The following is a 20,105-nucleotide window of genomic DNA, read 5'->3' as shown; positions in this document are numbered from 1 at the left end:
GTAAATAACGAAATGCAAAAGTCAGGAATTAGGAACGGGAAGCTGCTTCTATCAAAGCTTCTAAGCTGTATGCTGGTCATGTCACTTCTTATGCCGCTTCATCTAGCTTCCGTACATGCGGCAGACACGACTCTTGTAGCCGACGATTTTAGCAGCTATGAGAACGGGGAATTCATGATCGGCGCAGGAAATAACTGGACAAAAGAAGGAACTGCTCCCACTGTCAAACTTTCAAAAAATACAGTGACGGGCTCGACATATGCGGAAATTACACATAACGGGACGGGGTCCTCTTATTTCGGACAACGATTCGCTGCCCAAAATGGCGGGACGATCATCGAATTCGATGTGAATCTTCCTGCTAACAAGGGCGGAACGCTTTGGGTCATGGATGGGAAGGTGAATGCCACCAATGCGGCAGCCCTTCGTTACCAGCTGGATGCAGGCGTTATCAAACGTCATAATGCGGCTGCAGAGAATCAGATTAATTACGATTCCACCCATTGGTACCGTTTCAAAATGGTGTTTAATACGCCGAAAAAAAAATACACGGTTTCCATAACCGATTTGACGACGGACACGACCGTCGTATGGCCGGATGCGTTCTATAGCCCGCGTGAGCGAATCAGCAGCTTCGGTTTTTTCGTGAATGCGGGCGGCGGGGCTTTTAATTTAGCCAATGTCAGGGTCACGGCGCTTGATCTGGCTTTAAGCAGCCTGGATATTCAAGCAGGAGACTATGCTGCGGCACTCGTTCCGCCTTTTGACCCGAAGGTGGACAACTATTCGCTGGAGGTTCCTTACTCCGTTTCGGAGCTGGCGGTTCATCCCGCAGCGAGCAATCCAGGCGAAGTTTCGCTGAAGGTTGGGGAAGCAGGCGTAGAGAGCGGAGGCACGAAGCCGGTTGCCTTAACCGGCAGCTCGACCAGCTTTGGCGTGTCCGTCACCTCTACGGAATACACCGATATATCCAAGACCTATACGGTTACGGTGAACAAGCTGGATAAGGCACCGAATGTTAATTATCCGGTTGCGGAGGGAAGAGATTCCAAGGTGCTGATCGGCTGGGAGGAGACTTCGGATCCCGCTTACCGAGAAGCACGGATTTATAAGAAAAACGATGATGATTCGCTGGTTTTGGTAGATACGGTGGCAAAAGGAAAGTATATCTCGACGATTAACGGTCTGACGAACGGTACGTCTTACAGCTTTGTTATCAAAGGCGCATTTGCATATGAGGGCGAGGAAGTAACCGAATCAGCCGGCGTAACGGTGAGCGCTGAGCCAACTAAGCTCGCAGCGCGGCAAATGGAAAATTTGGACCGCGGCTTGGTAGCCGTCAAGCAGGATGACCATGTGTATGTGGGTTGGCGGATGCTCGGTACGGATCCGACTGCCATTGCTTTTAATCTTTACCGCGATGGCGCGAAAGTCAACGCTAGCCCAATTACAAACAGCACGAACTTTGAGGATGCCGGCGGCAAGGCCGATTCGGTCTACTTCGTCCGGGCCGTTATCGACGGCACCGAGCAGCGCCAATCGGAATCTGCCGAGGTATGGGATACGAATGCGCTGGATGTTCCCATTCAAAAACCGGCAGACGGCGTAACGCCTAGCGGCGAAGCCTACACCTACCGCGCGAACGACGCTTCGATCGCGGACCTGGACGGCGACGGGCAATATGAAATCGTATTGAAATGGGATCCAAGCAATGCCAAGGATAATTCCCAAAGCGGCTACACGGGTAATACCTACGTCGACGCCTACGAGCTGGACGGAACGCAGCTTTGGAGAATCGATCTGGGCAAAAACATCCGGGCGGGAGCCCATTATTTGGATGTGTTGGTCTATGACCTCGACGGCGACGGCAAAGCGGAAGTCACCTTCCGGACTGCGGACGGCACGATCGACGGCGAAGGACAGGTTATCGGTGATGCGGAAGCCGATTACCGGAATGCAAGCGGGTATATTTTGACAGGGCCTGAATACCATACGGTCTTTGAAGGGGCAACCGGCAAAGAACTTGCCACGGAAACCTTTGAGCCGGAACGCGGAAACGTGGCGGACTGGGGCGATGCGTACGGAAACCGCGTTGACCGCTTTCTGGCAGCAATCGCTTATTTAGACGGCGAGAGACCGAGCATCATTATGCAGCGCGGTTATTATACGCGGATGGTGCTGGTTGCCTATAACTGGAGAGACGGCAAGCTGACGAAGCTGTGGACCTTTGATTCCAAAACCGCAGGGAACGAAAGCTATGCGGGCCAAGGAAATCATCAGCTCAGCGTAGCGGATGTCGACGCGGACGGCAGGGATGAAATCATCACGGGGGCGACAGCGATTGACGATAACGGAACAGGATTATGGAACTCGCGGCTTGGTCATGGCGATGCCATGCATCTCGGCGACTTGGATCCTACGCGCTTAGGCTTGGAATTGTTTGCCGTGCAGGAGGATACGTCGGTTAAATATTCGGCAGACGTGAAGGATGCGCGGACGGGCAGAGTATTGTGGGGGCAGCTGCAGACCGGCATTGATACCGGCAGGGGCTTGTCGGCAGATATTGATCCGCGGTATGAAGGAGCCGAAGCTTGGGCCATCGACGGTGCTTGGAATAGCCCAACGGGAGGTTTGTTCACCGCGCAAGGCGAGAAAATAGCCAATCAAATTCCAAGCTCCAACTTTGCGGTTTGGTGGGACGGAGATCTCAGCCGCGAGCTACTCGACCATCAATGGCAGGGAGATACGCTCCGGGTAGGCATTCCGAAAATCGATAAATGGGATTACGGGACGAATCAGCTCGTCAATCTAGAGACGTTTACGGGAACGTATTCGAATAACGATACAAAAGGGAATCCGGCATTGCAGGCAGATATGCTGGGGGACTGGCGTGAAGAGGTGATCGTGCGCACCGAAGACAGCAGCGCGCTTCGCATCTATACGACTACCGATGCAACGGAGCATCGCATTCCTACGCTTATGCATGATCCGGTCTATAGACTCGGTATCGCTTGGCAGAATACGGGTTATAACCAGCCGCCGCATACAAGCTTCTTCTTGGGTACGGGGATGGAAACGCCGGCACAGCCGAATATTCGCACCAATGAATTGAAAGCAGCAGGTTTAAGCGTGTCGCCTGCAACGGCTGAAATCGCGGTTGGACAGCAAATCCAGCTAAATCCCGCTTTTACGCCGGCTGCAACAACGGATCAATCGGTAAGCTGGTCGGTCTATAACGAGGATGGCTCCGCTACGGCGCTGGCATCGATTAATGCAAGCGGGCTTTTGACAGCGGCATCCGTCGGCAAAGTAAAAGTGGAAGCAGCGGCCAAGGATGGTTCCGCTGTGGTCGGATCAGCCTTCATTACAATCAAAGCAGCGGTAACAGGAGCTCCAGGCGGAAGCACAACACCGCAGCCTGCTGTCACGGTTGGAAGCGGCAGCGTTAAGCAAACCGTCGCGGTCGATGCATCCGGCAATGCGGCAGCTGACTTTAAAGCCGCCGATGTTGCGAAAGCAGCGGAAACCGCCGCAGGTAAATCGCTTGTGCTGGAACTAACGCCGGATAAAGCAGCTTCGTCTGTACAAGCTGCGCTGCCCGCGCAGGCGCTAAAAACAACCATGGACAAAGCGGTTCAAACCGTTGAAGTACGGCTGGGTCTAGCAACCGTTTCAATCGATAAGGCGCTGATTGCGTCAAGCGTAACCAATGAATCCTCTAAGATAGAGCTGTCTGTTCAGAAAGTAGACGCAGCCGCACTGTCCGCTGAAGTGAAAGAGAAGGTTGGAACGCATCCAGTATTCGACTTTAACCTGACTATAGACGGCAAGAAGGTTAGCGCTTTTGACGGCAGCGTAAAGGTTGAGATCGATTATGCGCCGGCTGCCGGAGAAAACCCAAACGCGATTATCATTTATTATGTAGACGAGCAGAACAAGCTTCATCTCGTGAAAAACGGAGTCTACCAGCCGTCTACGGGGAAAGTCGTGTTTAAGCCAAACCATTTCAGCAAGTATGCAGTTTCACATGTGAATACAAGCTTTACCGACATCGCTCGCGTGAGCTGGGCGAAGGACAGCATCGAATCCCTTGCGGCACGGGGCATCGTGAATGGGGTAGGCAATCAAACCTTTAAGCCTGATCTGAAGGTCACGAGAGCAGAATTTCTGAAAATGCTCATGTTCGCTTTCGATGTTGCGGATGAGGGCGCCAAAAGCGAGCTTAGCGATTTGCAGGAGGGAAGCTGGTATTACAGCTCCGTCGCCGCTGCCCATAAGCTGGGTATCGTACAAGGCAAGGCCGACGGCAGCTTCGGCGTGAACGACGAGATTACAAGGCAGGATATGGCGGTCATGGCTTATCGTGCCGCGCAGCATCTCAAGCTTGGACTTAGCGGCCATGCATCGTCCGGCGCATTTGCGGATCAAGCGGCTATCGACGGCTATGCCGTTGAAGCGGCAGAGGCGATGCAAGCAGCGGGAATTATTCAAGGCATGGGAGGCAGAGTGTTCGCGCCGAAAGCGCAAGCGACAAGAGCTCAGGCAGCGGTTATTATTCATAAGCTCATGAGTATGTCGAATGAATAAGAATGGATAAGAATGGATTGGAAACCACGCCGCTTTGCGGCGTGGTTTTTTTTTCAAGATACATAAATTTTCTAGATGAGAGCGGATGTTTTTGCTCTGCGGCGCTTCGATTCGACTTGGGGGTAGGGTCATACGTATAATAGGGTAGTGGAGACTTTTGGTAACGCTTCTGCTTCATATTTGTTCATCACAAAAAGAATAGGATGAATGTTTATGCTTCAACGATTGGGTAGAAGTATTCGTGACTTTCGTGATACATACAAAAAACATCTTATCTTCGAATATTTGTTTATGCTGATGACGAGCTTTGTCATTATCCCGATTATCTCGTTTATTTTCAACCGTATTATCCGCATAGTCGGTTCGGGCTCCGTCTTGAACGGCGAGTTCTACAAAATCGGTCTCAGCTATGCGGGAGTAGGCGGTTTAATCGCGATTTGTTTAGTAGCGATGCTGGTGCTGTTTATCGAATTTGGCGTGGTTATCACGATTGCTCAGCAGCATTATTTCGGGAAAAATGTGTTGATCTCAGATGCCGTGCTGACAACGCTGCGCCAAACACCCAAGCTATTCGGCTTCGGATTCATCCAGCTGATGTTCTTCCTGTTGTTTCTCGTGCCGTTTATCGATTCGCCGCTGTCTTCATCCTTGTTCGCGCAGTTTAACGTTCCGATTTTTTTTAACAGCCGCATATGGAGCTCTTCCGCTGCGATGCTTGCCTTATACGGGCTTTTGCTGCTTGCGGGATTGTACCTCGTATTGCGATGGATTTTTGTTTTGCATTACATTATGATCGAAGACAAATCGATCCGTGCGGCCATCAAAAGCAGCCTCGTGCTGACGAAGGGCAAGCGACTATCGATCTTCATCAATCTTTTTTTGCTTAATGCATTTGTGTTTTCGCTAGGTTTTATAACGATTTCCACCGTCGCTTATTTGCCATCCTGGCTTGACGATAATCTATTGAAAGTAATCACGGATCAATATTCCTTAACGTTATCGACCGTGCTTACCTACATGTTCACGCTGCTGCTCGTGCCGGTTAATATCATATACCTGACAAGGCTTTATTATCATTTCAACCGGAGTCCCGGCGTAAAGCCTTATGACACGCTTCGATTGTCCAAAAGCCGCTGGTTCGGTCCTCTAGAAAAGCGTCTTTACGCCTATGTGGAGGGAAGAACGCGCACGCGGATATTATATGTATCTGCAGCAGCCGTATATTTGGCGCTGGCGCTTACTGTCAGCTATGCGGCGAATGACAATTTGGTTTATGTCAAATGGAGCGTGCTGTTATCCGCTCACCGCGGCGATTCTCTTGAAGCGCCGGAAAATTCGCTTGCGGCTGTCCGAAGCTCGGTGGAGCAGGGCATCGATGCGGTTGAAATCGATGTTCAGCTGACGAAGGACGGCGTCGTCGTGCTTCACCATGATTATAATTTGCAGCGGATGGCCGGTGTGCCAAAGCGCGTAAATGAGCTGACCTATGATGAGGTTGCCCAGCTGAATATTGGCATACGGGACGGCGGGTTCGGTGAAAGCGAACGAATTCCGATGCTGGCCGAGGTTCTTGCCGAGGTGCAGGGGAAAGCAAAGCTGATTGTTGATCTTAAACCGTACGGGCCGGGCGATGAACTCGCCAATGAAGTCGTTGCTTTGATTGAACAATTCGATATGGTGCAGGAATGTTATATTCAGTCGTTTGACCGGCAGACGCTGCACCAGATCAGGCAGCTGAATCCCGACATTAGAATCGGGCAAATCCTTTATTTTGCGGTAGGGGATCTTTCGCTGCTGGACGTAGATTTTTATACGATTGAGCAGGTCATGCTGACGGAGGCATTCGTCGAGCGCGCGCATAAAGATGGCCGCGAGGTATGGGTGTGGACGGTCAACAGCGAACGTAATTTGAAAGAGGTGCTCAAATTCGAAATCGATGGCATCATTACGGATTTCCCTGCACGCGCGCACAATATGGTTGAGCTTGATTTATAGCAGCTGCACAAACAAAGGAGCGGGAGCACATGACACAGATTGAGAAATATAAAGCATTTATCCTGTCGCTTCCGCCGGGCCGCTTATCCAAAGAGCAGCTGTTCGTCCATGAATTGCTTCTTTATGAGCAGCAGCATATGTCGATATATTACGTTCCTTACGAATATGTGAATACGCAGGCCAAATTGATGATTATAGGCATTACGCCGGGCTTCACCCAAATGGAACTGGCGATTCGCTGCGCGCGCGAGGATCTGTTGAGCGGAGTGCCAGCCGATCAAATTGATCAACGAGCGAAGAAGTTGGCGAGCTTCGCGGGCTCGATGCGTAAAAACCTGATAGAAATGCTGGATCAAATCGGATTGCCTGCAGTCCTCGGAATTGAAGGCAGCAGACTCCTATTTGAGGAACGCAGAGATTTGCTGCATACGACCTCTGCGGTCAGGTACCCGGTGTTCCAGCATGGCAAAAACTATACGGGACACAGCCCTCCTATTTTGAAATCACCCGTGCTTTCGGGCTATGCGGAGCGTATCCTACTTCCGGAATTGCTGGCGGTCAATGATGCGCTGGTCATCCCGCTTGGCAAGGCAGTCTCGGAAGTTGTACAAGCATTCGCGGAAAAAGGATGGCTCAGCAAGGAACGGTGCTTATTCGACATGCCGCATCCATCGGGCGCCAACGGACACCGAAAAAAACAGTTTGAACAGCATAGGGCGGACATGCAGCAGCAGGTCTATCAGTGGTTTAGCCGTTAAAAGCAACAAGAGAGCGAGGAATGATTTACGATGCACAGCAAAAAGGTACGCTTCATCACTGCCTTCGCGGCACTTGCCTGTCTACTTTGGTTATTCGGTTTAGGCTGGACGTTAAAGGATTACTTAATCGGAGCATCGGGCACGGCGTCCTTGCCTTCCGAAGCGGAGGAGCCTGCCATACCGACGAGTGCATTGAAAATTGTGGCTCTAGGCGATTCCTTGACGAGAGGAACGGGCGATATTGAAGGCAAAGGTTATGTCGGTTATGTCAGCGATCGGCTTAAGGAAGCGGGCAAGGAGATCTCTTTAATCAATTTGGGCATTAAGGGGCTGACTTCCCCTCAGTTGGCGGAGCAAATGAAGGGAAAGGAAATCATTCGTCAGCTTGGACAAGCCGATGTCATTCTGATGACGATCGGGGGAAATGATCTCTTCCTAGGCGGACAGACCCTCTCGGATGTTTCCGAAGCGAGCATTGAAGGGCTGGAGGATTCTTATCTCGCCAGCCTCAAGACGATCATCGCCAATATTCGGGCAGTGAACACGGAGGCGACCGTATATTTACTCGGTTTATACAATCCTTTTAGCGAATTCGAAAATGGGGAGCTGTTGTCGGACTTCGTGAGAGGCTGGAACTTCAAAGCGGCGGAGCTGCTGGCCCAGGACGCTAATACCGTGTTCGTACCGACCTATGATCTGTTCCAGCTGAAAATAAATGATTATTTGTTTACGGATCATTTTCATCCGAATGAAAAAGGGTATCGTCTGATGGCTGAGCGGGTAGCCGCATTGATTGCCGGAGAAGGAGGACAATGACAAACATGAGCGAGATTACGCTATCGGTTCAAGGTCTTCGCAAGGTGATCGGCAAGCGGACCATTATTAAGGATTTAAGCTTCGAGCTGAAGCGCGGCGAGGTATTTGGTTTCTTAGGTCCGAACGGGGCAGGGAAAACGACGACGATTCGGATGCTGGTCGGGTTGATAAAGCCTACCTCCGGGACGATTCATATATGCGGGCTGGATATTGCGAAGCATTTTACGAAGGCGATGCGGCATTTGGGCTGTATCGTTGAAAATCCGGAGCTGTATCCTTTTTTGAGCGGAATGGAAAATTTGCGTCATTTTGCGGTCATGATTAGCGGCATCACGCAGGAGCGAATTGATGAGGTCGTTCGGCTGGTCGGCATGCAGGACAGGGTGCAGGATAAAGTGAGCACCTATTCGCTTGGGATGCGGCAGCGTCTTGGCATTGCGCAGGCTTTGCTCGGCAAGCCGGATGTGTTGATTCTGGATGAGCCGACGAATGGGCTTGACCCGTCCGGAATTCGGGAAATGCGCGCTTTTATTCGGTTTTTGGCAGAGGAAGAAGGATTAACCGTACTCGTATCCAGCCATTTGCTGCATGAAATCCAATTGATGTGCGACCGGGTAGCGATTATTTCGAAGGGCGAGATCATCCGCGTGGATTCGGTCAATGAGCTGCTGTCCAGCGAAGAGCGGCTGGTGTGGCGTTTGAAGCCGCAAGCGTTAGGCAAAAATATCCTAAGCGACCTAACGGTCGTTTTAAACGAGACGGAAGAAACGGTGACGACGCCTTACACGGAACATGCCGTTGGTGAGTGGAACCGCAGGCTAGTGGAAGCGGGCGTAACCGTGCTGGAGATGAACCGCAAGCTGCCGGCGCTTGAAGACTTATTCCTTGAGCTGACAGGGGGCGAATCGATTGATTAATCTCGTTCAAAATGAAATGACGAAGCTGATCGGCAAACGCCGGTTTATGGTCATCTCCATTATTATTATCGTTCTTCTCTCGATGTTTACCTACGCGCAGGCGAAGGAATCGGAGGCGATCAAAGAACGCCTGGGTACGGTGGATTGGCGTACCGAGCTGCAGCAGCAAATCGTCGATATGCAAAACAGGCTGAGCAGCGCGGGACAATGGCGCGAGCAAATGCAGATTCAAATCAAGCAATCGGAGTATTATTTGGAAAACGATGTTAATCCGTCGGAGCCAGGCGCTCCCACCTTTATCAGGGGATTTGTACAAAACTCCGCGGAGCTGTTTCTTCCCCTGCTCGTCATGATCATCGCGGTGGACATCGTTTCCTCCGAGCGGAGCATGGGGACGATAAAGCTCCTGCTGACCCGTCCGGTGAGCCGGTTCAAAATATTGCTGAGCAAATACATCGCCCTTATTTTATCGGTATCCGTGGTCATCTTCCTGTTCGGTTTCCTCTCCTACATCGTCTCCGCCATGATGTTCGGAAACCAAGGCTGGTCGGCCCCGGTATTGACGGGCTTCTCTACGCAAGGCGGAGAGCTTGATATATCGGGCGTGCGCCTCGTATCGCAGTGGCAGTACATTATTCAGCAGTTCGGGCTGGCATGGTTTATTTCCGTGGTCGTCGGCACCTTGTCCTTCATGCTCTCGATTCTGATGCGGAGCAGCGCGGCAGGCATGGGGACGATGCTGGCCTGCTTGATTTCGGGAGCTATACTAAGCAACATGGTGTCCTCATGGGATTCCGCCAAATATTTGTTTATGGTCAATCTCGGCCTAATGGATTATGTCAGCGGCGCGGCTCCCCCGATCGAGGGCATGACGCTCGGCTTCTCGCTTTCCGTGCTTGCAGCGTGGATGCTGGGCTCGCTGCTCGTTTCGTTTACCGTTTTTATGAGAAAAGATATTTATTAAGCTGATTACCAGCCGCTTCCAAGTCCTAAAATGCTTCGGCTTCTCATAAGCATAGAGTAGAAGAGGAGCGTGATTTAATGGACAAGGCTGTTCGCAGATATTATCAGCAAAAACAAAAGCAAAAAGAAATAGAGCAGGAGCTGTCAGAGCTGCGCAATGAAATTTTGACGTATTTGACCGAGCAGGAAGCGAATGAGTTGGAAGTCGGAAGCCACAAAGTAAAGATTGTCGTGCAGGAGCGCAAAGAATACGACGATAACAAGCTTTTTGAAGCGCTGCCGGACCCCGAGCTATGGCGGCTGCTATCGAAGCCCGATTCGTCCAAAATCGCCAGCTTGCTTAAGTTAAATGTCATTACAGAGGAAAAGCTGAAGGACACCTATGCCACCAAGACGGTGAAGCTGCTTCAGGTGGAGAAGAAGTAAGCTTGATATTAAACGAAAGAAGGACAGCCGAATGAATTCGGACTGTCCTTTTTCTATTCCTATTATGACACTGATTGTATTGATTCCGTTCTTTGTGCGATACGCAGTTCTGGAATGTTTAGAAATTAACCCCTGATTCCGTTGTCGCCCAAGACTTTTTCCAAGAACGCGAAACTGCGTAGAAAACAAGCGTCATCACTAATACGATCGATCCGATAACAAGGAAACCGGTAACGTGAGTGCCTGTCGATTCTTTTAATGGACCAAGAATATATTTAGGAAGCAAAAATCCTCCTAAACCGCCGGCAGCTCCGACGATCCCGGTAACAACTCCGATTTCCTTGGAGAAACGCTGCGGAACAATCTGAAACACCGATCCGTTCCCCATGCCGAGGCAAGCCATCATAACACTTGTATAAAGAAGCATAACAAGGAATGAATTAGGCATTGTTGCAATCGCAAACGCGCATATTGTAACTACGCTAAACAGAATGGTCAAGAATCGCATTCCGCCAACTTTATCCGCAATCCAACCGCCAACGGGTCTGAAGAAGCTTCCCGCTATAACTGTAAGAGTAACCAAGTATCCTACTTGTATTTTGGTTAAGCCGCCAGGGTTTACGCCATCGCCATACACATCATAGAAGAAAATGCTGAAGTAGCTGGCAAACCCGACAAAACCGCCGAAAGTTACCGAGTAGAATAGGGAGAACCACCATGTATCCGCATATTTAAATACACTGAGGTAATCCTTTAAAGTTTTAGGCGCAGGAGCATTCGGAGCATCCTTGGCTAATATTGCATAAATAATCATGATAGCGATCAAAGGGATAAGCGCCAATCCAAAAACAGTGTGCCAGCCGTACGCTGTCGCAATCTGAGGTCCGAAAAAGGTAGCTAGCGCAGTACCGCTGTTGCCTGCTCCGGCAATTCCCATCGCCAGACCTTGATACTGTGGAGGATACCAGCGGCTGGCCAATGAAAGCGATACAGCAAAGCTTGCACCTGCGATACCGAGCAAGAACCCGATCGACTGAACTTGAATCAGGCTTGTTCCGCCGAGCCAACCCCAGAGAAGAGGAATAGTGGTAAGCCCCATCCCGATAAGGCCTGCTTTTTTAGCACCAATTCGGTCCGCCAATATCCCCATCGGTATCCGGAAAATGGAACCTCCCAAAATCGGGATTGCTACCATGGTAGCCTTCTGAGTATCCGACAAACCAAAATCTTTGGTAATGAAGAGTGCTAAAGCCCCGCAAAATACCCAAATCATAAAGCTTACATCAAAATAGAGAAAAGATGACAACAAACTTGGAAAGTGGCCCGACTTACGAAAACTTTGTGCTTCCATTTTACATTCCCCCTATAATTAATAAACCTTGGTTTTCTTTCCGGCTAAATGATAGCTTTGGCCGGGATCATTCACGTTCATTCGATGCTGGTGCTGTCATCAATTCTTTTAACAACCTCTCTCTTTTTCCCGGTATTCCCTCCAATTCTCGGTATCATTAGGCAAAAAGAGGCCGACTGACAGAACCGCACCTATGCGAATTCTGTTAATCGGCCTCATTGCCATTGCAGCCACACCGTCGTGACTGACTTTATTAATAATCGATGTAAAATACAAAGCCTACCCGTCTACGATATTGTATGGATAGACTGCAACGCCGGAACTGACACGTCATTGTGCCGTTGAGCTGTTGAATTCTTATATTGCTACTATAAATTGCTTTTTCGTTCATGTCAATAAACTTAACATTAAAATTTCTGATGGGTCAATTTCATCGTCAATTCATGATCATTTCGTCTCATATCAATAGTTTAATGTTATGTTATGTAACATAAACGTAACCAATGCGGTGAAAGCTTGAACGGGATGGAGGTCATGGTTTAAAAACCCTGTGAATTCTGTCTTGATTCAAGCGTACATGCACGTATAGGCTGTAACCCACATACACTATAGAACAGACTTCAGTTTGCTTAGAATAGGCTTCAATTAAGCTTATTGTCTAAGCAAATACAACTTGGGGGTGTACGGTTCAATGCCTGGATTATTCTCAGCGATAGCGCTATTCATTAAACAGCTTTCATTGCTCGTCTCTTATGTCAAAAACAACGCGTTTCCCCAGCCTCTCCAAGAGGAGGAAGAAACCAAGCATCTGCAGCTGATGGCCGAGGGCAATCAACGTTCCCGAAACCTGCTCATTGAGCACAATCTCCGCTTAGTCGCTCACATAGTGAAAAAATTCGACAATACTGGGGAGGATCTCGAGGATCTGATCTCGATCGGGACAATCGGTCTGATCAAGGCAATCGAGAGCTTCCAAACCGGGAAAGGGACGAAGCTCGCGACGTTTGCGGCTCGTTGTATCGAGAATGAAATACTTATGCATCTGCGGTCTTTGAAGAAGACCCGGAAAGACGTGTCTTTGCATGACCCGATCGGCACGGACAAAGAAGGCAATGAAATTACGTTGATCGATATCCTCGGCACAGAGGCAGATGATATCGTGGATAAGGTGCAGCTGAAGATTGAGAAATCGAAGATTTATAAGAATCTAGACATACTCGATGACCGCGAGAAGGAAGTTGTTATTGGACGCTTTGGGCTGGAGCATGGAGGGGATGAGCGGACGCAGCGGGAGATAGCGAAGGAACTGGGGATCTCGCGGAGTTATGTTTCAAGGATTGAGAAGAGGGCGTTGATGAAGCTTTATCATGAGTTTTATAAGGCGAAGAGATGACATGTCATAATTAATATGTCTTTAGAAATGCTATCGTAGAATCAATGGCCACGTCTTTGTGACGTGGCTTTTGTTTAGTTTGGTTTTGTTTGGTTTAGTTTAGTTTAGTTCCGTGATTTTGCGAAAACGACTAGAATTCAATCTATTGTGCTCGTTTCAACGACCCATGCGCTCCTTGGGCCAGTTGGGAACAGTTCCAGATGGTTATTGGATACAATGCTGAATGAGTAGACCTGATGTTATTCCTAGTAAGGTGATTTATGCAAAGTTCATAGATCATTACGTCGATAAATTGAAGCTAAAGATTGAGAAAATGAAAATTTATACCTAGATATATGTGTTGACCGTGAGAAGGAGGTTGTAATTGGTGATTTCGGACAGGAGCTCTTTGGGGTTGAGTTGAGTCAGTGGATATCTTCTTGGCGGCCAGTTTATATACCCTTTCATACACGGAATAAACAGCAAGTCCAAAGCACAGCGGGAAGCTTGGGAGTTCGTTAAGTTTTTGTTGTCCGTGGACATGCAAAGTTCCCTGAATTGCTAGGCTTCCCAATAAACAAAGGCATCACAGAGAAAAATCTCAAGGAAGTCGGTCAAAAAATAACGAAGGGTTTGCTTCCGGTGCCGAAAGGAAAGACGGATGCTAAGTCAGTGGAAGAAAGCCCCCAGGCTATTCAAAAGCTTCTGGACGGGGCTGGAAAAAAGCTAAACAGCGATTTCAAGGTCGTCTCGATCGCCAGTGAGGAATTCGAATCATTCATGAGCGGCCAAAAGTCAGCGAAAGAGGTGAGCAAGCGTATTTGAACGAATAACCTCGCCGCCTATGAACGACATTATACACGGAAAAAGCGGCTCTCCTAAACTTATAAAAGAAGCAGCCGTTAACAAAATATAGGCTATCCCAAAAGTGGGATAGCCTATAACCTTTTAGCTTAAGGATAGAAAGCGTTAGCCGGCGTGGTGGTCGAACACCAGCGGGCATTAAACAACGACTTGATCAAAATGTCCTTGGCTTCTTCCGTGCCAATGTAACGGAGGGCTTCGAGCGCATGCGCCCTAACGTAGCGATTCTCATCATCAAGCGCAGCTGCTAGAGCGGGAACGGCCGATGCGGCAGCGGAGCGTAAGAGTGATAATGAAAGGCCTGCTGTAAAACGAACCTGAGTATCCTCATCCTGCAAGCATCGAATCAACCCATCGACGCTTGCTTGGTTAGAACCGCCAATCATGCCAAACGCTTCAGCCACCGTGCTTCGCACCGAAGCGGAGGGGTGAGATAAGAGACGGCCAAGCGCCGGAAGCGAATTTTCAGCCAAGTGACGCAGCTCCCCGATCGCAAACGCCGCATGTTTGACGGTTTCCTCGCGTTCGCTTAATAGCGCATCATTTAATCCATCAATTGCTGAGGCACCCGCAGCAGCCAGGCCGTAAGCGGACAAGCGTGATACGTCCACACGCTCATGATGGAGTCCTTTCAACAGCACTTCGATCCCTTTCTCGCCATACCTCGCTAGTTCATAGACCGCATTCAGCGCGTTAGGCTCGTACGTATCTTCTAATGCCTTGGCAAGCTGACTGATTTGCTCTTCATCCGAAGCTGCCGTATAGGCCAGGCTGCCGATGCTGCCGGAGAGCCAGTTCCACGTTTCCTCCCACATCGTCTCGTGACGACCGATCGGAAGCTTGAGACTGGCTGGCTCCGTCCATTCCGCAGTTTCATTATTCCAAGAAGGCGCGGTGGGAGCTGCAGTACGCATAAACTCGAATTTCAGCATGTAGCGGGCATTCCCGAGCACATTAGGCGTGGAGCGATGCCAAATATCGTAATGGATGAGCGCGAACGTGCCGGCTTTCCCGCTAGCGTAAGCTTCTCCTGGCGTTTCGTCTGCAGCAAAGGTGCGTGTTTGATAATTTTGCGTGCCAGGCATCAAGCCCGTCGGTCCTAGCTCAAGCGGGGTATCCTGCGGAAAATACATGACCATCGCCCACCATGGATGATGATTGCGCATTTTCGAATAGCCCCAGTAGCTGTCCTTATGCCAACCGCCGGCAGAGGGCAGGGCATTGTAATGACCATGACGGTGAGCATGCAGCATATAGTCCGGGCCAAGAACGCTAGTCAATGCGCCCGTAATAACGGGATGATCGAATACTTGTTGAATTTCGCGGAAGCGCGGCAGTAAATTGTTGCCCGGGTTTCCCTCTTCCTTGTATACGCGATTGAGCTCATCGGTCAATTCACGGTGAAAGGCTTCTGGGAAATCAGTGTTTAAAATTAGAAAACCTTCCGTAATAAATCGTCTCATTTGTTCGTCATTCAGTAAAATGGGTGAGCTGCTCATATAATCGGTAACCTCCTGGAAAATGGTGATTTGAATTTCTACACCGATTATAGGAGATGCGCAGCCAATACGACATACACGAAACTAAGTGAAACTTGCATAAAACTAACATACGTGGGCTCGCGCAGAAAAAACTTTTTATTACAAGTGAGGAATGTCAGGCGCCTGGCTTCTTCGTTTATAGCCGGCAGGCGTCATGCCTGTTAGTTTTTTGAATGTGCGATGAAAATGCGGCAGACTCTCGAAGCCGCACTCATTCGCGATTGCGTATACTGGCGCATCCGAAGATAGGAGAAGCTCCTTGGCGCGGCTAATTCGTTTGGCCGTGACATATTCGGTTAATGTCATTCCCGTAAGTAATTTGAAGACACGTGTAAAATGGGAAGGATTCACTGCCGCTTTGGCGGACAGAGTGGACAAGCCGATGTCGTCGAATGGGTGCTCGTCGATTGTACGCAGTGTCGTCCGCATCCACTCCGGAGCTCCCGTATTTTTCCCTTCTGCCGTTGGAACGGGGATTTGCCGATTAAGCAGAAGCAGCAACTGGAGCAGGTGGAGCACAACGGCATGTCGGTGCCCCGGTCTATCGACTGACAGCTCTCTGTTGATATTAACCAGAATGGTCTCAATAAAGTCACGGTCGGCAGTGTCCACACTCAGTTTATGACACTTCCATTTGTTTGCCTGCTCGAAGCATTGGACGTAAGAAAAGGTATCGCCGAACGAGTTCCACTGCGCGATACGACCATGAAAATAAATGGCGCTCACCGTCAAAGGAGCTTCTTCCTCCGGCAATGCGCGATGGACGGTGTTGCCGGGCAGAAGGAATAAATCGCCGCGCTCCATGGCATAGAAAGACCCGTCAATAAAAAAAACACCTTTTCCCGCATGGACATAGACGATTTCATGCCAATCGTGCAAGTGATTGGGTAGCTCGTTATGCGAATCCTTTAATGCAAGGTAGTTGAATTCGAGCGGGAAAGGAGCGGAAGCATCGAATTGCTTACGAATAGGTTTCAAATGGCGGACCCTCCCTGATTGACAAGCTGAGAAAACATATCGTGTTTGGTTTTAGTGTAAATGCTAGGAGAGTAATAGTCAAAATAAGGTACACATAAGCGTATTTTCGCTATTTTCATATCCTCGAAGCTCGATTATTATGAACCTAACTGTTGTAAACCTTGTTTATAAGGCGATTTATCGTCAACGATCATAAAAGCAAAGGGGATGCTGCATGATGCAAGAAATAGCAAAAGGCGTCGACGCATTGATCATGGATAAGCGGGATCATGTTGCTACGCTGCTGCGTGATATCACGTCAGGAGAAACGGTCCGCTACAGAGATGATCAAGGCATTCATGAAATAACGGCGATTGATGCGATCCCGTTTGGCCATAAGCTGGCGATTGATGCGATTGACGCAGGACAGGATGTGCGGAAATACGGGGAAATCATTGGTCGTTCCAGCTCCGCAATCATGGTCGGGCAGCATGTTCATGTCCATAATATTGAAGGAATACGGGGCAGAGGCGATAAGGCCGGAAAGGCGGGGGCATGAATACATTTATGGGGTATGGAAGGCCGAACGGGGATATCGGGATCCGCAATCATTTGCTCATCATTCCAACGGTCATTTGTTCCAATCAGGTTTGCAGCCGGATCATGCAGCTTGTTCCTGGTACCGTGGCGATTCCGCATCAGCATGGATGCAGCCAAATCGGTGCAGATAAAGAACGTACTTTCGAGGTGCTTGCAGGGACGGGCAAAAACCCGAACGTAGGCGGGGTTATCGTCATAAGTCTGGGCTGCGAAGTAGTTGATCCTTATGCGCTTGCGGACGAGATCCGAAAGACCGGCAAGCCCGTAGAAGTGATTGACATTCAATCGGTCGGCGGCTCGGTTAAAGCGATTCAGCAAGGAACTGAAATAGCAAAACGAATGATGGGGGAGCTTGAATGCCAACCAAAAGTGCCAATCCCGCTCTCCAAACTGAAAGTAGCCGTGAAATGCGGCGGCTCTGACGCGACTTCCGGCTTGGCGTCGAATCCGGCGCTTGGCGCAGCTGCTGACTCGCTAATCGCAACGGGTGGAACGGTCGTCATCGGCGAGACGACGGAGATCATCGGTGCCGAGCATGTGCTTGCACAGCGCTGTGCAACACCGGATACAGCAGAGATGCTTTACCACATTGTCAGCCGTTTCGAACGAGAGGTGGAGAGGATGGGCACTGACATGCGAGGCGGCAATCCGAGTCCCGGCAATATCCAAGGCGGACTATCCACCATCGAAGAGAAATCGCTCGGCTGCATCAGCAAATGCGGAAAAGCCCCAATCAAAGGAGTTATCGAATACGCGGAACAAATACCGGAGGGAGGACTTTACTTCATGGACTCGCCGGGCAACGATATCGAATGCGTTTCGGGCATGGCGGCGGGAGGCGTCCACATCGTTTGCTTCACGACAGGCAGGGGAACGCCTACGGGAGCGGCTGTCGTGCCGGTCATCAAAATAACGGGCAACAAGCGGATGTTCGAACGTATGGAGGACAACATGGACGTCGACGTCAGCGCGATGCTGGACGGCACGATAAGCTTGGAGACTGCGGGCGAACGGATATGGCGCGAGATTGTGGAAGTAGCGGATGGGAAATGGACGAAATCGGAAACGTTGGGTCATCAAGAATTCAGTATTAATCGTATCGGCCCCAGCCTTTAGGAATGGCCGATTCGTCTTCACGGCAGCTGGGAGTATAGAATCCAATCGGAGAAAGGACGTTTAAACATGAGATTAGCGAATAAAGTGGCGCTCATAACCGGTTCCGGATCGGGCATCGGCAGGAGCTCGGCACTTCTGTTCGCGCGGGAAGGCGCGTTTGTCGTCGTCAACGATCTGGATGCGGACAAAGGCCGGGAAACGGTCGAAGAAATCAAGTCGAAAGGGGGGCGGGCCTGGTTTGTACATGCGGACGTTACAGATCCGGATTCCGTGCGCTCCATGGTGAACGAGACTTTGGCGGCATACAGCCGTATCGACGTACTATTCAATAATGCCGGCATCAGCGGCGTGGGGGCGCTCCACGAGGTGGAGCCGGAAGACTGGGACCGTGTCATTCGGGTCAATATTCGCGGGGTATATCTGCCTAGCAAATATGTGCTTCCCCACATGATGGAACGCACGAGCGGATCGATTATTAACATGTCTTCCTGCATTGCGGAAATTGGACTTGCGAAACGTGCTTCCTACTCGGCTACAAAGGGAGCGGTATTGGCGCTTACCAAATCGATGCAGGTCGATTATGCGCCGTACAATATCCGCGTAAACGCACTTCTACCTGGAACCATTCTGACGCCGTTCGTAGAAAACTATCTCCGCACCTCGTATGAAGATCCTGAGGCTGCAATCGCGTCTTTAAAAACACGGCAGCTCAGCAATGAATTGGGCCGACCCGAAGATGTGGCAAAGGCGGCGCTGTTCCTTGCATCGGAAGAGTCGAGCTTCATGATGGGCTCACCGCTTTATGTCGACGGAGGCGTCGTTTTCGGCAAGAACGCCTAGCCCGCCGGCCGTTTGGATAATCCATATACGAAAGGAAGTTATATATGAAGCTTTTGGTGATTCAAAGAGAAGATGGCGATCGTTTAGGAATCAAATTGGATACAGGCGTGCTGGATGTCCTAGAGGCTCTGAAAATTAAGGATGAGCCCCGTGTACCGACGCAGGTCATGGAAGTCATCGAGGGAGGAGCGAATGCACTGCTCGCGTTGAGACGGTACGTTGAGGAAGCTGCCGCTTCGCCAGAAAAGTTCTCCGCTGCCCTGTATCGTGAAGAAGATATTTCATTCGGTCCGTGCGTTGCTGCTCCGCGAAAAATCATTTGTGTCGGGCTGAACTACCGCAAGCATGCGCTAGAAACGAATGCACCGATTCCGGAGTATCCCATTCTGTTCAACAAATTTGATAACACCCTAGCTGCCCATGGTGAAGCTATACCTCTCCCGGCAAAGGTAACGGGCCAAGTCGATTACGAGGCCGAGTTGGTTATCGTCATAGGCAAGGAAACAAAGTACGTAGAGAGAGAGCGGGCGCTTGAGCATGTGTTCGGTTATTGCTGCGTCAACGACTTGTCTGCGCGGGACCTGCAGATGCGCACGCCGCAGTGGCTGCTCGGCAAATCCCTGGACAAGTTCAGTCCGCTCGGCCCTTATCTGGTCACTGGGGACGAGATTGATGATCCTAACAATCTGTCAATCAGCACCACGCTCAATGGTGAAGTACGCCAGCAGTCGAATACATCGGATATGGTATTCCGCTGTGATGAAATCGTTAGCTACGTGTCACAGCATATGACCTTATACCCCGGCGACATCATTCTTACCGGAACACCCGAGGGAGTCGTACTCGGTTACCCGGAGGAGAAGCGGGTGTGGCTGAAGCCAGGCGATACGGTTACGATCGAAATCGAGAAGCTTGGTTCGCTCACGAATCGGTTTGTGGAGGAAGTTCATTAAACAGCTGAACGTTACCGACAACCTGTAAGCGATAGTTTCCTATAAAAAG

The 20,105-nt window shown here is 50.1% G+C and carries 16 protein-coding genes; 13 read left to right on the top strand and 3 right to left on the bottom strand.

Translation table 11 applies throughout. The features are described 5' to 3' along the window. Positions 1 to 12: 12 nt before the first annotated feature. The 7 genes from MRBLPE1_RS05910 (at position 13) to MRBLPE1_RS05880 (ending at position 10,462) form a co-directional block, all read left to right on the top strand. Entirely contained in the window at positions 13 to 4,587 is a 4,575-nt protein-coding gene (locus tag MRBLPE1_RS05910) for an S-layer homology domain-containing protein (protein ID WP_364142736.1), read from the top strand. 213 nt (positions 4,588 to 4,800) lie between these two features. After that, complete coding sequence (locus MRBLPE1_RS05905; RefSeq protein WP_364142733.1) at positions 4,801 to 6,582, top strand: glycerophosphodiester phosphodiesterase; 1,782 nt, start codon at positions 4,801 to 4,803, stop codon at positions 6,580 to 6,582. A 29-nt stretch (positions 6,583 to 6,611) separates the two neighbouring features. Continuing rightward, the gene (locus MRBLPE1_RS05900; protein WP_364142731.1) at positions 6,612 to 7,340 is read left to right on the top strand and encodes a uracil-DNA glycosylase family protein; all 729 of its coding nucleotides are present in this window, start codon (positions 6,612 to 6,614) and stop codon (positions 7,338 to 7,340) included. A gap of 30 nt (positions 7,341 to 7,370) precedes the next feature. Continuing rightward, on the top strand, positions 7,371 to 8,156 hold the full coding sequence (locus tag MRBLPE1_RS05895) for an SGNH/GDSL hydrolase family protein (RefSeq protein ID WP_364142728.1): 786 nt from the start codon (positions 7,371 to 7,373) through the stop codon (positions 8,154 to 8,156). A 5-nt stretch (positions 8,157 to 8,161) separates the two neighbouring features. Continuing rightward, a complete protein-coding gene (locus MRBLPE1_RS05890) occupies positions 8,162 to 9,073 on the top strand; it encodes an ABC transporter ATP-binding protein (protein ID WP_414698832.1) in 912 nt (303 codons plus the stop codon). Next, positions 9,066 to 10,037 carry an ABC transporter permease gene (locus MRBLPE1_RS05885; protein ID WP_364142724.1) on the top strand — a complete coding sequence of 324 codons (972 nt, stop codon included), beginning with the start codon at positions 9,066 to 9,068 and terminating at the stop codon, positions 10,035 to 10,037. Before MRBLPE1_RS05890 ends, MRBLPE1_RS05885 begins: the two co-directional genes overlap by 8 nt. Positions 10,038 to 10,114: 77 nt before the next feature. After that, complete coding sequence (locus MRBLPE1_RS05880; RefSeq protein ID WP_364142722.1) at positions 10,115 to 10,462, top strand: hypothetical protein; 348 nt, start codon at positions 10,115 to 10,117, stop codon at positions 10,460 to 10,462. Between the two features lie 118 nt (positions 10,463 to 10,580). Here the strand turns inward: MRBLPE1_RS05880 and MRBLPE1_RS05875 are convergent, their stop codons facing one another. After that, a complete protein-coding gene (locus MRBLPE1_RS05875) occupies positions 10,581 to 11,813 on the bottom strand; it encodes a nitrate/nitrite transporter (protein WP_364142719.1) in 1,233 nt (410 codons plus the stop codon). A 691-nt stretch (positions 11,814 to 12,504) separates the two neighbouring features. Between MRBLPE1_RS05875 and sigK the strand changes: the two genes are divergently transcribed. Both sigK and MRBLPE1_RS05865 read left to right on the top strand, forming a co-directional pair. Then, positions 12,505 to 13,206, top strand: coding sequence for an RNA polymerase sporulation sigma factor SigK (gene sigK / locus MRBLPE1_RS05870; RefSeq protein WP_053374990.1), 702 nt, complete (start codon positions 12,505 to 12,507; stop codon positions 13,204 to 13,206). A 621-nt stretch (positions 13,207 to 13,827) separates the two neighbouring features. Further along, positions 13,828 to 14,010, top strand: a complete 183-nt coding sequence (locus MRBLPE1_RS05865; RefSeq protein WP_169089273.1) for a hypothetical protein — start codon at positions 13,828 to 13,830, stop codon at positions 14,008 to 14,010. Between the two features lie 128 nt (positions 14,011 to 14,138). On the opposite strand, the gene MRBLPE1_RS05860 is transcribed toward MRBLPE1_RS05865, so the two are convergent. Together MRBLPE1_RS05860 and MRBLPE1_RS05855 are read right to left on the bottom strand one after the other, a co-directional pair. After that, positions 14,139 to 15,548: a HEAT repeat domain-containing protein gene (locus MRBLPE1_RS05860; protein ID WP_364142714.1), complete on the bottom strand. Its 1,410-nt coding sequence runs from the start codon at positions 15,546 to 15,548 to the stop codon at positions 14,139 to 14,141. A gap of 141 nt (positions 15,549 to 15,689) precedes the next feature. After that, positions 15,690 to 16,568 carry an AraC family transcriptional regulator gene (locus tag MRBLPE1_RS05855; RefSeq protein WP_309000289.1) on the bottom strand — a complete coding sequence of 293 codons (879 nt, stop codon included), beginning with the start codon at positions 16,566 to 16,568 and terminating at the stop codon, positions 15,690 to 15,692. Positions 16,569 to 16,782: 214 nt separating this feature from the next. Between MRBLPE1_RS05855 and MRBLPE1_RS05850 the strand changes: the two genes are divergently transcribed. The 4 genes from MRBLPE1_RS05850 to MRBLPE1_RS05835 all read left to right on the top strand — a co-directional run bounded on the left by MRBLPE1_RS05850 (position 16,783) and on the right by MRBLPE1_RS05835 (position 20,056). Next, positions 16,783 to 17,106, top strand: a complete 324-nt coding sequence (locus MRBLPE1_RS05850) for a UxaA family hydrolase (RefSeq protein ID WP_169089278.1) — start codon at positions 16,783 to 16,785, stop codon at positions 17,104 to 17,106. Then, entirely contained in the window at positions 17,103 to 18,263 is a 1,161-nt protein-coding gene (locus MRBLPE1_RS05845; RefSeq protein ID WP_364142712.1) for a UxaA family hydrolase, read from the top strand. The genes MRBLPE1_RS05850 and MRBLPE1_RS05845 overlap by 4 nt, the downstream gene beginning before the upstream one ends. Before the next feature lie 66 nt (positions 18,264 to 18,329). Further along, positions 18,330 to 19,103: an SDR family NAD(P)-dependent oxidoreductase gene (locus MRBLPE1_RS05840; RefSeq protein ID WP_364142710.1), complete on the top strand. Its 774-nt coding sequence runs from the start codon at positions 18,330 to 18,332 to the stop codon at positions 19,101 to 19,103. Positions 19,104 to 19,147: 44 nt separating this feature from the next. Further along, a complete protein-coding gene (locus tag MRBLPE1_RS05835) occupies positions 19,148 to 20,056 on the top strand; it encodes a fumarylacetoacetate hydrolase family protein (protein ID WP_364142708.1) in 909 nt (302 codons plus the stop codon). Positions 20,057 to 20,105 lie beyond the last annotated feature (49 nt).

The organism is Paenibacillus sp. LPE1-1-1.1 (genome assembly GCF_040676435.1).
Taxonomy (GTDB): domain Bacteria; phylum Bacillota; class Bacilli; order Paenibacillales; family Paenibacillaceae; genus Pristimantibacillus.
The sequence above is the reverse complement of the archived record's forward strand: the minus strand, read 5'-3'. Positions and strand labels throughout refer to the sequence as shown.